Source organism: Neoluteolibacter marinus (assembly GCF_014904755.1).
GTDB lineage: Bacteria > Verrucomicrobiota > Verrucomicrobiia > Verrucomicrobiales > Akkermansiaceae > Haloferula > Haloferula marina.
In genome coordinates this window covers 142,766-155,069 of sequence record NZ_JACZFQ010000021.1, presented here as the reverse complement: position 1 = coordinate 155,069, position 12,304 = coordinate 142,766, and the positions used below count along the sequence as shown (strand labels likewise).

Annotated in this window: 10 protein-coding genes; 7 read left to right on the top strand and 3 right to left on the bottom strand. The window is 66.6% G+C overall.

The genetic code is table 11. The annotated features are described in order from the left end of the window. Nucleotides 1-84: 84 nt before the first annotated feature. Nucleotides 85-3,171, top strand: a complete 3,087-nt coding sequence (locus IG178_RS05740; RefSeq protein ID WP_193211567.1) for a PSD1 and planctomycete cytochrome C domain-containing protein — start codon at nucleotides 85-87, stop codon at nucleotides 3,169-3,171. A gap of 7 nt (nucleotides 3,172-3,178) precedes the next feature. Beyond that, complete coding sequence (locus IG178_RS05735; protein ID WP_193211566.1) at nucleotides 3,179-4,624, top strand: DUF1501 domain-containing protein; 1,446 nt, start codon at nucleotides 3,179-3,181, stop codon at nucleotides 4,622-4,624. Here IG178_RS05735 and IG178_RS26135 read toward each other — a convergent pair. After that, nucleotides 4,617-5,708, bottom strand: coding sequence for a GNAT family N-acetyltransferase (locus IG178_RS26135; protein ID WP_193211565.1), 1,092 nt, complete (start codon nucleotides 5,706-5,708; stop codon nucleotides 4,617-4,619). The two genes, IG178_RS05735 and IG178_RS26135, sit on opposite strands and share 8 nt — an antisense overlap. Before the next feature lie 106 nt (nucleotides 5,709-5,814). On the opposite strand from IG178_RS26135, the gene cyoE reads away from it, so the two are divergent. Genes cyoE through hisD form a run of 5 tightly spaced genes read left to right on the top strand, consistent with a single transcriptional unit; the run spans nucleotide 5,815 to nucleotide 10,149 of the window. Continuing rightward, nucleotides 5,815-6,762 carry a heme o synthase gene (gene cyoE, locus IG178_RS05725; protein WP_193211564.1) on the top strand — a complete coding sequence of 316 codons (948 nt, stop codon included), beginning with the start codon at nucleotides 5,815-5,817 and terminating at the stop codon, nucleotides 6,760-6,762. A 51-nt stretch (nucleotides 6,763-6,813) separates the two neighbouring features. Next, entirely contained in the window at nucleotides 6,814-7,563 is a 750-nt protein-coding gene (locus IG178_RS05720) for an SCO family protein (protein WP_193211563.1), read from the top strand. Continuing rightward, a complete protein-coding gene (locus IG178_RS05715) occupies nucleotides 7,560-8,285 on the top strand; it encodes an SCO family protein (protein ID WP_193211562.1) in 726 nt (241 codons plus the stop codon). The genes IG178_RS05720 and IG178_RS05715 overlap by 4 nt, the downstream gene beginning before the upstream one ends. Next, nucleotides 8,285-8,854, top strand: a complete 570-nt coding sequence (locus tag IG178_RS05710) for a DUF420 domain-containing protein (RefSeq protein ID WP_193211561.1) — start codon at nucleotides 8,285-8,287, stop codon at nucleotides 8,852-8,854. Before IG178_RS05715 ends, IG178_RS05710 begins: the two co-directional genes overlap by 1 nt. A gap of 11 nt (nucleotides 8,855-8,865) precedes the next feature. Further along, nucleotides 8,866-10,149, top strand: a complete 1,284-nt coding sequence (gene hisD / locus IG178_RS05705) for a histidinol dehydrogenase (RefSeq protein WP_193211560.1) — start codon at nucleotides 8,866-8,868, stop codon at nucleotides 10,147-10,149. 185 nt (nucleotides 10,150-10,334) lie between these two features. Here hisD and IG178_RS05700 read toward each other — a convergent pair whose 3' ends face one another. Continuing rightward, nucleotides 10,335-11,105: a 3-keto-disaccharide hydrolase gene (locus tag IG178_RS05700; RefSeq protein WP_193211559.1), complete on the bottom strand. Its 771-nt coding sequence runs from the start codon at nucleotides 11,103-11,105 to the stop codon at nucleotides 10,335-10,337. A gap of 30 nt (nucleotides 11,106-11,135) precedes the next feature. Next, nucleotides 11,136-12,128, bottom strand: a complete 993-nt coding sequence (locus IG178_RS05695) for a hypothetical protein (RefSeq protein ID WP_193211558.1) — start codon at nucleotides 12,126-12,128, stop codon at nucleotides 11,136-11,138. Nucleotides 12,129-12,304 lie beyond the last annotated feature (176 nt).

Sequence of the window (12,304 nt, the reverse complement as noted above, 5' to 3'; positions counted from 1 at the left end):
GGGACACCGTGCACGACGCCCTCCTGCCTATGGGTTTCCATAGGTCCGGAAAGATGGTGGCGGTTCCGTGACGTAGCCGTTCGGATGTCCAAACCCGAGCTCGTCGTCCTGCTTCTGATGCTTCAACCCGCGACGTGGGCCGCCGAGCGCTTGTCATACAACCGGGACGTGCGGCCGGTTCTTTCGAAGAATTGCTTTTCCTGCCACGGGCCCGACGAACACGGTCGCGAGGCCGAGCTGAGGCTGGACCTGGTGGATAGCGCGCTGGAAGGCGGGGAGTCCGGCAAGCCGGCGATCGTTCCCGGCAAGCCCGGGGAGTCGCTACTGGTGAAGCGGATTTACCACTCGAGCGCGAAACGCTTGATGCCGCCGCCGGACAGCCACCGCGAGCTGTCGCCGGACGAGCGCGACCTGCTGAAGCGCTGGGTCGAGGAGGGCGCGGTTTACGAGGGGCACTGGGCTTTCACGGCACCCGTGAAGGCCGAACTCCCGGCGGGAGCGGATGTCAATCCGATCGACCGCTTCGTCGCGGCGAAGCTGGTGGAGGAAGGGCTGGGATTCTCGGCTGAAGCGGACAGGAGAACGCTGCTGCGGCGCCTGTCCTTCGACCTGACCGGGCTGCCACCGACGCTCGAAGAACTGGCGGCCTTTGTCGCCGATCCATCTCCTGACGCCTACGAGCGGCAGGTCGACCGCTTGCTTGCCTCGCCGCGCTTCGGCGAGCAGCAGGCGGTGGCGTGGTTGGATGCCGCGCGCTATGCCGATACCAACGGCTACTCCATCGACGGCGGCCGCCACCAGTGGTTGTGGCGGGACTGGGTGATCAAGGCGTTCAACGACAACAAGCCCTACGATGTCTTCCTGACCGAGCAACTGGCCGGCGACCTCCTGCCGGATGCGACGGAGCAACAACTGGTGGCCAGCGGGTTCAACCGCAACAACGCGAACACCCACGAGGGCGGGACGATCGCCGAGGAAAACCTCGTCAACTACGTCGCGGACCGGGTGAAGACCACCTCGGAAGTTTTCCTCGGGCTGACCATGGCCTGTGCCCAGTGCCATGACCACAAGTTCGACCCGATCCCACAGCGCGACTACTACCGCTTCTTCGCCTTCTTCAACACGGTCGGCGATGCCCCGCACGATGGTGACGGCGGGGTGAATTCGAGGCCGTCGATTCAGGCCCGCAGCTGTCTCTCGACGCCGGAGGAGATTGCCGCCGTGGAGGCTTCCTTGAACGTGGCCCGGGAGGCGCTCTCGGCCGCGGACCCGGCGGGGCTTGGCGAGTGGGTGGCGGCGCAACGGGAGGACCTGGCCAAGGCGGGGGCTGATCTCATGTTGCACCCGCTGATTGCCGAGTCGGCCACTTCCCCGAACGGGAATCCGGAGCGGATCCGGATCGAGGACGACGGCTCGGTGTCGATCGCCGGCGGCGACTATGCCGCTTACAACGTGATGTGCCGCCTGCCGCAGGGCGTCGGCCCGGTCGCGGGCATCCGGGTGGAATTCCTGCCAACCGATGCGGCGGGCGGGAAGCTCGGCTACTCCGGGGTCGGGGGGCTGGAGGGAAACCTCGTGATGAGCACCCTCACGACCTCGGCAAGCTCGTTCCCGGCCTTGAACGTCGACCTCAACGCCAGCCTGCCGATGGCGCGGATTTCCGCGAGTGCCTCGCAGCCGGGATTCGGGCCCGCCCTGCTGCGCGACACGACCCCGACCAACGGGTGGGCGCCGCCGACGGGATCGACCGCTCCCCAGCACGTCACGGTAACCTTTGGCCGGCCGCTCGATCCGGCCGCATCGCCGTATCTGACGACGGAGCTGATGTTCATTTATGGCGGCGGTGCCTCGCCGGCACGGTTCCGCATCCACGCCTTCACCGGAGCCGATGACGGATCGCCTCATCCGGCCGAGATCACGGCGCTGCTGAAAGCAGGCCCGGAGGCCTGGTCGCCGGAGCAGCAGGGGACGATCGCCAGCTATTTCCGCGACCATGCCCCGGCCAAGGCGGCCCAGCGCACCCGGGTCGCGGAACTGGAGGAACGTCTCGCGGTGCTGACCCAGGCGCATCCGGTGATGGTGATGAACACCGCGGAAAACCCGCGGGTCACCCACATCCTCGACCGCGGCGTCTACTCGTCGCCCGGCGAGGTGGTGAAACCCGGCACCCCGACGGCCCTGCCTGCGTTGGAGGAGCCCGCGGACCGCGAGTTGAATCGTCTCGATCTCGCCCGCTGGATGACCCGCCCGGACCATCCGCTGACCGCCCGGGTCGAAGTGAACCGGGTCTGGGAGGCGTTCTTTGGCAAAGGACTGGCCTCGTCGTCGGCGGATTTCGGAATCCAATCGACGCTGCCGACCCACCCGGAACTGCTCGATTGGCTGGCAACGGATTTCGTCACCGGTGGATGGGACGTGAAGCGCTTGATCCGGGGGATCGTAACCTCGCGGACCTACCGGCAGGGTGCTGCCGCCGGACCGGAGCTGCTGAAGAAGGACCCGCGCAACGAGTTGCTGGCCCGCGGCCCGCGGTTCCGCCTGAGCGCCGAGCAGATCCGCGACCAGGCCTTGATGGTTTCCGGGCTGCTGGTCGGACGGCTCGGCGGGCCGAGCGTGAAGCCCTACCAGCCCGGCGACCTTTGGCGGCAGATCTCGCACTATGGATCGAGCCCCGCGACCTCCCAGACTTTCGTCCAGGACCATGGCGAGAAACTCTACCGCCGGTCGCTTTACACCTATTGGAAGCGCACCCTGCCACCGCCGAACCTCGCGGTTTTCGACGCGCCCAACCGCGAGGTCTGCGCGATCGGACGGGCGATCACCAACACCCCGCTGCAGGCACTGGTGACCCTCAACGACCCGCAGTTTGTCGAGGCGGCACGCAAGTTCGCCGGGGTGCTGGCCGCGGCCCGTGACAGCGACGAAGCGCGGATTGCCGACGGCTTCGAACGGGTCACCGGGCGTCCACCGGTGGTGCAGGAGATGACCGTCTTGCTCGGCGCCCTTGGACGTGAGCGGACGCGCTACGCCGCCGATCCTGCCGCGGCGGCCGCGCTGCTGGCGGTGGGTGAGTCACCGGTCGATCCAAGCTTGGATCCGGTCGAGCACGCCGCGCTTGCCCAGGTCTGTTCGATGCTCCTCAACCTTTCCGAAACCCTGACCCGTCCCTGATCCCCGCATGAACGCACCCTTGATGTTAGATCGCCGCGCCTTCCTCGGCCGCTCCGCCTGCGGGATGGGAGGCATCGCGTTGCACACCCTGCTCGCCGAGGGCATGTCGATGGCGGCTCGCGGCGAGGAAGTGAGCCCGGAAATGTTCCGCAGCGTCGCCCCGAAGGCGAAGCGGGTGATCTTCCTGTTCCAGTCGGGCGGGCCCTCGCACATGGACCTGTTCGACGGCAAGGAGTCGCTGGAGAAGCTGCACGGCAGCAACCTTCCGGACTCGGTCCGCGACGGCCAGCGGGTGACCGGGATGACCTCGGGCCAGGCGAATTTCCCGGTGCTGAAACCGATCGCGCCCGGCAAAAAATGCGGCCCGGCGGGCGTGTGGATCTCGGACCTGCTGCCGTGGACCCAGAAGATCGCGGGCGACATCTGCGTCGTCCGCTCGATGCACACCGAGGCGATCAATCACGATCCCGCGATCACCCTGGCGAACACCGGTTCGATGCAGCTCGGTCACGCCTCCGCGGGTGCCTGGGTCAGCTACGGACTCGGTAGTACCAATCAAAACTTCCCCGCCTTCATGGTGCTGATCTCGCAGGGCACCGGCAAGAATCCCGACCAGCCGATCTTCTCGCGGCTGTGGGGCAGCGGCTACCTGCCGTCGCAACACCAGGGGGTGATCCTCGGTGCGGGGGCGGAGCCGGTGCTCTACCTCGACAACCCGCCCGGCGTGACCCGGCCGCAGCGGCGGGCGGCGCTGGATGACCTGGCTGCGCTGAACGGGCGCTTCGGCGAGCAGGCGGCCGATCCGGAGACCCTGGCGCGGATCCACGCCTACGAGATGGCCTTCCGCATGCAGGCCTCGGTGCCGGAGCTCACCGACCTGTCGGGGGAGAGCGAGGAAACGCTCGACCTTTACGGACCTGAAGTCCGCAAGCCCGGAACCTTCGCCGCGAATTGCCTGCTGGCGCGACGCCTGGCGGAGCGCGACGTGCGCTTCATCCAGCTCTTCCACCGCGGCTGGGACCAGCACGTCGCGATCACCCGGCAGTTGCCGAACCAGTGCCGCGACACCGACCAGCCATCGGCCGCGCTGGTGATGGACCTGAAGCGGCGCGGGCTGCTGGAAGACACCCTGGTGATCTGGGGCGGCGAGTTCGGCCGCACGGTCTATTCGCAGGGGCAGCTCGGCAGCGCATCGTCGGGACGCGACCACCACGGCCGCTGCTTCTCGATGTGGCTGGCGGGAGCCGGGATCAAGCCGGGGCACGTTCACGGCGAGACCGACGACTTCTGCTGGAACATCACCAAGGACCCGGTCCACCTGCGCGACCTCCATGCCACCCTGCTCGACCAGCTCGGGATCGACCACAACCGTCTGGTGTATCCTTTCCGCGGCCTCGACCAGAAGCTAACCGGAGTGGAGCCAGCCCGGGTGGTGAAGGAAATCCTCAGCTAGGAGTCGCGAGAATCTTTTCGAACACTTTGGAACCGCGGCCGCTTTCCTCCAGCTGGCGGAAGCGCCGCTGGGGCAGGATCTCTGGCTCGCGCTCGGTGTAGCCGACCCGGTTCTGGAAAAAATCCGCGGCGCGGGTAGTCAGGGCGAAAACCCGGGGAATGCCGCGTTCGGCCGCGATCTTCTCGGCGTGATGAACCAGGTCGACCCCGTAGCCGCGGCCCTCGTGGTTGAGTTTGACGTAGAGACAGGCCACCTCGGCGACGGCCTCGCCGGGATACTCGTGGAGCGCGACGCAGCCGACGACGTTGTCGTCGATGGTCATCACGTGGTAGTCGCCGATCCGCACCTCGATGTCCTCGTAGGTCCGTTCCACCAGCTTGGTCCGGCGCACCGAGCGACCGATCATGCCGAGCAATTCCGGAATGTCCTCCTCCCGCAGCGGGCGGATGGCCCGGTAGCTGTCGGCGTGGACCATGGTCCCGACCCCTTCGTTGGAGAAAAGTTCGTCGACCAGCACGCCCTGGCGGCGGCCGTTGAGGACGTGGACGCGGGGAATCCCGCGGCGGCAGGCTTCGGCGGCGGCCCGCAGCAGGTGGGCGCCGGTGACGGTTCCGGATGCCGCCAGTGCGTTGGCATCGGAAGCCGCAACGGCCGGGACCGGGACGCCGTCGATCAGGATGGCTTCCTCGAGCAGGGCGATGACTTTCACGGCGCCCATGCCGAGGGCAAATGCGACCACCTGCGGGTCGAGCGGGTCGTTGGAGGAGGCGTCCGCCACCACCGTCTGGCCGCGGCCGAGGATGGCCTTGGCTTCGGCGATGGCTTCCGGATCACTGAACGGCCGGGTCAGGCGGGCCGACATGATCTCGCACTCGAGGGTCCAGTCGTAGAGGTCCTTCAGGTCGCCGCCGAGGACGCCCAGGACCAGCTTCACGCCGACATCCTCCATCGCCGCCAGGTCGAGCAGGCTTTCCGCGATCGCCGGTTCCGGAAGCAAGCCGGCCTCGATCAACACCACGAAGGTCTTCCCGCGGAACTGCGGAACGTACTGGAGCACTGCCCTGACATCACCCTGATCGGCCACGCCCGGGGTTCTAGCAGAGAAGGGCGGGGGTGCAATCGCGGCGTGAAGGCGTCACATTTTCCGTGCCATGCCGCCCGTCCGGGGTTCTCTTTCCGGCGTCCCGCCGATGAACGAAGAACCGACCGCCGAAACACCCGCCGCCACCGACGGCGCCGATGCGGTGGTGGAAGCCGCCGAGGCCCCGCCGGGATTGCGCAAGGACCTGGTCGTGTTGACCAAGATGCGGCTCAACGTTTTCGTCCTCATCACCACGTTTTTCGGCTTCCTGCTGGCGTCGCGCGGCCAGGACTTCGACCTGGTGCGGCTGGCCCACACCCTGATCGGCACCGCCGCGGCGGCCTTCGGGTCGGCGGCCTTCAACCAGCTGATGGAGGTCGACCTCGACGCCCGCATGCGCCGCACGGCGAACCGCCCCCTGCCGTCGCGGCGGATGGACCCGCTGTTCGCGTTCGGGGTCGGCTGGATCCTTTCCGCCGCCGGGATCATCCATCTGGCGGTGAAAGTCGGCGCCATGCCGGCCTGGCTCGCCGCCGCCACGGTGGCGATCTACGTTTTCATCTACACGCCGCTCAAGCGCGCCAGCAGCACCAACACCCTGGTCGGTGCGGTTCCCGGGGCGATCCCGCCGGTGATCGGCTGGACCGCGGCCGGCGGGGCGGTGGACGACCGCGCGTGGTTCCTTTTCGCCCTGCTGGCGCTGTGGCAGCTGCCCCATTTCGTCGCCATCAACTGGCTGTGCCGCGAGGAATACGAAGGCGCCGGCTACAAGATGTGGTCCGACGGCGATGTCAGCGGCCGCCGCAGCGGGCTGCTCGCGGCGGTGTTCGCGCTGTGCCTCGCCGTGCTGCCGCTGTGGCCGTGGTTCGCCGGCTGGACGCCGGGTTGGCAGGGTTACGTCGCGCTCGGCGGCGGCGTCCTCGCGGGACTGGTGATGGCCGCCCTGGCGGGCCGTTTCATGCGCGACGGCGAGCGCACTTCGTTCCGCCGCCTGTTCCTGTTCACCTTGCTCTACCTGCCGCTCGAACTCGGATTGCTTGCCATCGCGTGGGTCTAGTCTAGTTTTCGCCGCCCGATGAGGAGCCCTGCTGAAAACCTTGAACCCGCGGTGCGTGATCCGCGGAAGCTGCGGAAGACCGCGCTGTGGCTGGTTTTGATCATGATCGCCAGCGGGATCGGCATTTTCGCCGCCTACGTCAAATGGGGCCGGGAGCAGATCGCCAAGCAGGCCGAGCATGCGCGGCCCGGCATCGTCGGGAGGATCGACGACAAGGCGGAGTTCGGCGTGGTCCGGCAAGACGCGAGCGGCGCGAAGATTAGCGACCTGTTTGGCAAGGTTTGGGTCGTGTGCGGGGTTGCCGTGAACCAGCCGGAGAGCTGGGAGACCACCCGCGAGGTGCTGCTGCGGCTCAATGAGCGGTATGCCGGCCGCGATGATTTCCGGATCGTCTGTTTCACCGTGGATCCCGAACACGAGCAGCCCGCGGTCCTCGCCCGGGTGGCGGCGGAACTCGGTGTGGACCTTCCGAAATGGTGGTTCGCGGCCGCCGGCCAGGAGTACGTCCACAAATTCCTCAAGAACAAACTGAAGCTCGAGCAGATGCCGCATCAGGTGGACGGGAAGTGGTTGTATGACTCCTCGGTCGTGCTGGTCGATCGTGACCGCCACATCCGCCGCGCCGTGGTCCCGCAGAAGCGAGGCGGCCCGCCGTATGTGGCGGCGTTCAATTTCGCCGAAGCCCGGGATTGGGACGGCAAGGGAATCAAGACCGGCAACGACCGCTCGAACGTCGGCCAGTTGGAGTTTCTCCTGATCCAAACCATCGACGAACTCCTCGCCCAACCCGTCACGCCATGACCGACCGCGGGAAAATCACCCTCATCTACAGCTCCGTGGCCGTGATCTCGGCCATCATCCTCGCTTTCACCATCTTCCTCGGCAGCCGTGTTCCGGAGCAGGAACAACCGGTGTATTCCGACGTCGGGGCGGAGAAGGCCGAAACCTTTTTCCCCATCCAGGCGGACCTCACCGGCGTCAACCAGGCCGGCGAGCAGGTCAAGCTGTCGGACCTGAAGGGCAAGGTCTGGATCGTCGCCGAGTTCTTCGCCGTGTGCCCGCACTGCGCGGTGCGCAACGGCCAGGAACTGAAGTCGATCTACGACGAGTTCAAGGACCATCCCGACTTCCAGGTCGTCTGCATTTCGGTGGATCCGACCACCGACACGCCCGAGCGGCTGGTGGACTACTCGGAGGCCCTCGGCGCCGATCCCTCGAACTGGTGGTTCATGAGTCACCCCGACGAGAAGGAGACCCACGAATATCTCGAGAAGGAGCTGCGCTTCTTCGGCATCCGCGAGCGCACCGATCCGATGGACGCCGAGGCCAATGGCCGCTTTGCCCACGACATGGGAATCATGCTCGTGGACCGGGAGTGGAACGTCATCGGCAAGTGGCCGCTGGCCGACGCCCGGTCGGAGGAAGGCCGCAAGCAGGACCCGCAGCTCTATGAGAAGCTGAAGCAACAGCTCTACGACCGTGTGGAGGCGGAGCTGGAGAAGAACGAAACGCCCGGAATCTGATGAACGACGAACGGAAGGAGTGGCTGTCCCGGCCACCGCAGGAAGCGCTTTCGCGGAAGCTGGGGGTCGTCGCCTGGATCCTGACCGCGGTGGTGCTGGTGCTGGTCGGCCTGATGCGCCGACCCGAGCTGCGCATCCCGCTTCCGGAGGGATGGTCGTTCATGTTCCTGCCGCCGGTCCACGCGGTGCTCAATTCCCTCGTTGCCGTCGCCCTGGTGGTCGCCCTGGTAGCGGTGAAGAAGGGCAAACTCGCGCTTCATCGCAGTGCCATCTTCGCGGCGATGGGCCTCTCGGTGGCCTTCCTGCTTTGCTACGTGGCCTATCACTTTACCACCGAAGAGACCCGCTTCGGCGGGGAAGGGTCCATCCGTACGGTCTACTTCATCCTGCTCATCAGCCACATCACGCTCGCCGGGGTCAGCCTGCCGTTCATCCTCTTCACGTTCATCGCCGGCTGGACCAATCGCTTCGCGGCCCACCGCCGGCTCGCCCGCTGGGTGTTTCCCCTGTGGCTTTACGTCGCGGTCACCGGCCCGATCTGCTACCTGATGCTCAAGCCCTACTACTAGACCTCCCGTTCATGAAAGTCCTCGGATACCGCGACGCCGAATACGCCTCCTTCGTCAAGCGCCTCAACCGCCGCGCGCTGCCGACCCATGACGTCCGCGACCTGGTCGAACAGATCATTTCCGAGGTGGCGGAGAAGGGCGACAAGGCGCTGGTCGCCTATGCCAAGCGCTTCGACAACGTGGTGCTCCAGGAGAAACAGCTGTTCGTCACCGCCGAGGAACTCGCCGCGGTGAAAGTCGCTCCGGCCACCCGCAAGGCGGTCGCGGCCAGCCTGAAGAACATCATCGCCTTCGCCAAACGCGGCCTGCGCAAGGATTGGTCGATGCTCAACCACGAGGGCGCCCGGATCGGCGAGCGCTTCCAGCCGTTCGACCGCGTCGGGGTGTATGTCCCGGGCGGCAAGGCGCCGCTGGTTTCCACCGCCCTGATGACCGCCGGATTCGCCAAGGCCGCCGGCGTTCCCGAGATCCTCGCCGCCACGCCGTGCGGCCCGGATGGCACGGTGAATCCCGAACTGCTCTATGCCCTCAAGGCCGCCGGCGTCACCGAGATCCTCAAGATCGGCGGTGCCCAGGCGATCGCCGCGATGGCGCTCGGCACCAAGTCGGTCAAGCCGGTGGACCGCCTCTTCGGTCCCGGCAACCGCTTCGTGGTCGAGGCCAAGCGCCAGCTGTTCGGTGCGGTGTCCATCGACCTGCTCCCGGGACCGAGCGAGATCCTCATCGTCGCCGACAAGACCGGCAATCCCGACTACATCGCCGCCGACCTGCTGGCCCAGGCCGAACACGGCGGTGACAGCGTGATCGGCTTTGTCACCGATTCGAAGGCGCTGGTCGGCAAGGTGCTGAAGGCGATCGAGCGCCAGCTCGAAACCCTCAGCCGCGCCCGCTACATCCGCGAGGTGCTCAAGCAGGCGACCTTCATCCTGCAGGTGAAAAACATGGCCGAGGCCATCGATATCGCCAACGACTTCGCCGCCGAGCACGTCTCGCTGATCGCCGCCGACGAGCGCAAGTGGCTGCCGCTGCTCCGCACCGCCGGGGCCATCTACCTCGGCAACGATTCGCCGGTCGCGGTCGGGGATTTCCTCGCCGGTCCCAGCCACACCTTGCCGACCGGCGGCAGCGGGCGCTCGTTCTCCGGGTTGCGCGCGGACCAGTTCCAGCGCCGCACCAGCATCGTGAAGCTCAACAAGAGCGCCGTGAAGAAGTCGCTCGCGGCGGTCGAGGAATTCGCCCGCATCGAGGGGCTTGACGCCCACGGCCGTTCCACCGCGATCCGGGCGGAAGGCTGAGAGAGGGGCAGGACCTTCGACTCAGGAAGGGCGACGTGCCGCAGCCCGTGGATGTCGGCAGGGCGGGATGTTCTGCTAGGGCTGCTCCGATTCGCCCGGGAGTCGTGCCCGTTGGCTCCATTCCCAAAGCGGCGAAGGATCGCCGCAGTCCGAGGGCGGCTGCGCCGCGGGTCACGGGGCGCTGCTCATTCCGCCAGTTCCATCACCTCGATCTTGCGGAACTCGTAGGGATGGCTCTCGGACTGGAGGCTGATGTAGCCTTCGGTGAGCGCATCGCCTCCGAGTGCTTCGATGAGCGGCTTGGCGTCGCCGTCGGCGGGGTCGAGCTTGGTGTCGGTGTATTCGAAGGCGACCTTGCCGTTGATCAGGTGCCGGATCAGCTTGCCACCGTGGACTTCCGCCTCGGCGGTGACCCACTCGCCCGGGGGGAAGGCGGGTTGCTTGCAGCTGATGCAGTGGTTCTTGTTCACCGCGCCGCCGATGGTGACGAAGGTGCCCGGGGTGCAGAGGTTGCCGGTGGTGCCGACGCCATTGCCGGCGCCGAGCAGCTGGAACTCAAGCGAGACCGGGAAGCTCTGGTCCTTGCCCATGGTCTTGGGGTCCTGGCAATGGAGCATGATCCCGTTGTTCTGCAGCGCCCAACCCGGGCCGCCCTTGATCTGTTCGCCGACGACCCGGTATTCGAGGCGAAGGCGGTAGTTCGAGAGCTTCTTCCCGTAAAACAGGTGCCCGTAGGTTTCACCCCATTCGCTGTAGTTGGCGTAGCTGACCTTCAACACACCGTCCTCGACGATGAAGGTCTTCTTCGGGTCCTCGCCGTAGGCGAGCCCGCGGATCTTGGGCGTCCAGCCGGTCAGGTCCTTGCCATTGAAAATGGCGGTCCACTTTTCCTCCGCGCCGCGGGCGGGAGAAAGGAGCAGGGCGGCTAGGGCAAGGAGACGCAGGGATGATTTCATGGATTCTCAGGTTCGCGCCGGCCCGCTTGTTCAGGCGTCGTCGCGGAATGCCTCGGCGCGGCCTTTTTCGATGCACGAGTTCAGCCACAGGATCAGCTTGCCAATCTCGGGGCTCTCGCTGCGCAGGCCGTCGAGCGCCTGCCAGTCGATGTGCTGGCGGCTGTGCGGCGCGGCGACGCGGTGGATGTCGAGGCGCTCCATCAGCGCTTCGGTTTCGCGCGGGTGGGCGTTGAGGATGTTGGCAGGGCGCGGCAGGTCGTCGAGCGCCGCGGCGGTCAGGCCGAAGGACATCACGCCGACGCCGAAGACGGCATTCAGGCGCCGCAAACCGTCGGCGAGCGCCTCGTCCTCGATCGGGGCGGCATAGAGCAGCTCGCCGCCCTGGGCCCACATCGACGCGGACAGTGCCTGGAAGAAGTCCTCGCGGAAGCTGTTGAGCGCAGGCTGGATGCGCAGCCGCGCCGCGTGGAGACGGAACGGCGGCAGGCCGAGTCGCTGCTTCAGGGAGAGCATCGCCGGGTCGAGTGTCAGCTCCTCGTCGGGAGCGTCGCCGGTTTCCCAGTCGACCAGTGCGACCTCGGGGAATTTCCACAGGTTGCCGAGCGAGGATCCCTGGGCGAATGCCTGGCGGAACACGAAGGGGAAGCGGCCGTTGACGTCGTAGTAGCGCATCACCACCGCGCGGAACTTGCGCATCCGCTCGAGGGCGAGGTCGACCGCCTCATGATCGGCGCTGAACTCGTCCAGGCGGCCGTGGCTGAGGGCCAGCAGCTCCTGGGCGCCGGTCAGGGCGGGCACCGGGGCGGTGCGGCGGTAGTAACCCTGGCCTTTTTCCACCTTGGCGATCGGCGAGGCCGGATCGCACGACATGATCGAGAAATGGTAGCGCAGCGAGGCGTCGGAGTATGCTCCTTCCAACTGCAGGCGGGCGAGACGGATGAGCTCGGTTCCCTTGATGGCATCCGACGGATTGCTCGGGAGGAGGGGGGGGAGGATATCCGTTAGCTGCGTGCGGAGGCTCATGTTGGATTTGAAAAATTCCGCCGGGGGTAGGGCGTGAGGGATTCCACTTCGCGCCTGCGTCCGGCATCAAGCTCCAATGGCGGGAATTTGAAAAATCCGGGTCATCGGGGACGCTCTTTTTGCGATTCCGCCCGGGAGCTTGCTAGAATGCGATTCCGCGCCCACCTTCACCCGCC

What these genes read in the sequence shown, in the direction of transcription:
- IG178_RS05740 (WP_193211567.1), top strand. Translation starts at nt 85, where the DNA reads ATGTCCAAACCCGAGCTCGTCGTCCTGCTTCTGATGCTTCAACCCGCG.
- IG178_RS05735 (WP_193211566.1), top strand. Translation starts at nt 3,179, where the DNA reads ATGAACGCACCCTTGATGTTAGATCGCCGCGCCTTCCTCGGCCGCTCC.
- cyoE (WP_193211564.1), top strand. Translation starts at nt 5,815, where the DNA reads ATGAACGAAGAACCGACCGCCGAAACACCCGCCGCCACCGACGGCGCC.
- IG178_RS05715 (WP_193211562.1), top strand. Translation starts at nt 7,560, where the DNA reads ATGACCGACCGCGGGAAAATCACCCTCATCTACAGCTCCGTGGCCGTG.
- IG178_RS05710 (WP_193211561.1), top strand. Translation starts at nt 8,285, where the DNA reads ATGAACGACGAACGGAAGGAGTGGCTGTCCCGGCCACCGCAGGAAGCG.
- hisD (WP_193211560.1), top strand. Translation starts at nt 8,866, where the DNA reads ATGAAAGTCCTCGGATACCGCGACGCCGAATACGCCTCCTTCGTCAAG.
- IG178_RS05700 (WP_193211559.1), bottom strand. Translation starts at nt 11,105, where the DNA reads ATGAAATCATCCCTGCGTCTCCTTGCCCTAGCCGCCCTGCTCCTTTCT.
- IG178_RS05695 (WP_193211558.1), bottom strand. Translation starts at nt 12,128, where the DNA reads ATGAGCCTCCGCACGCAGCTAACGGATATCCTCCCCCCCCTCCTCCCG.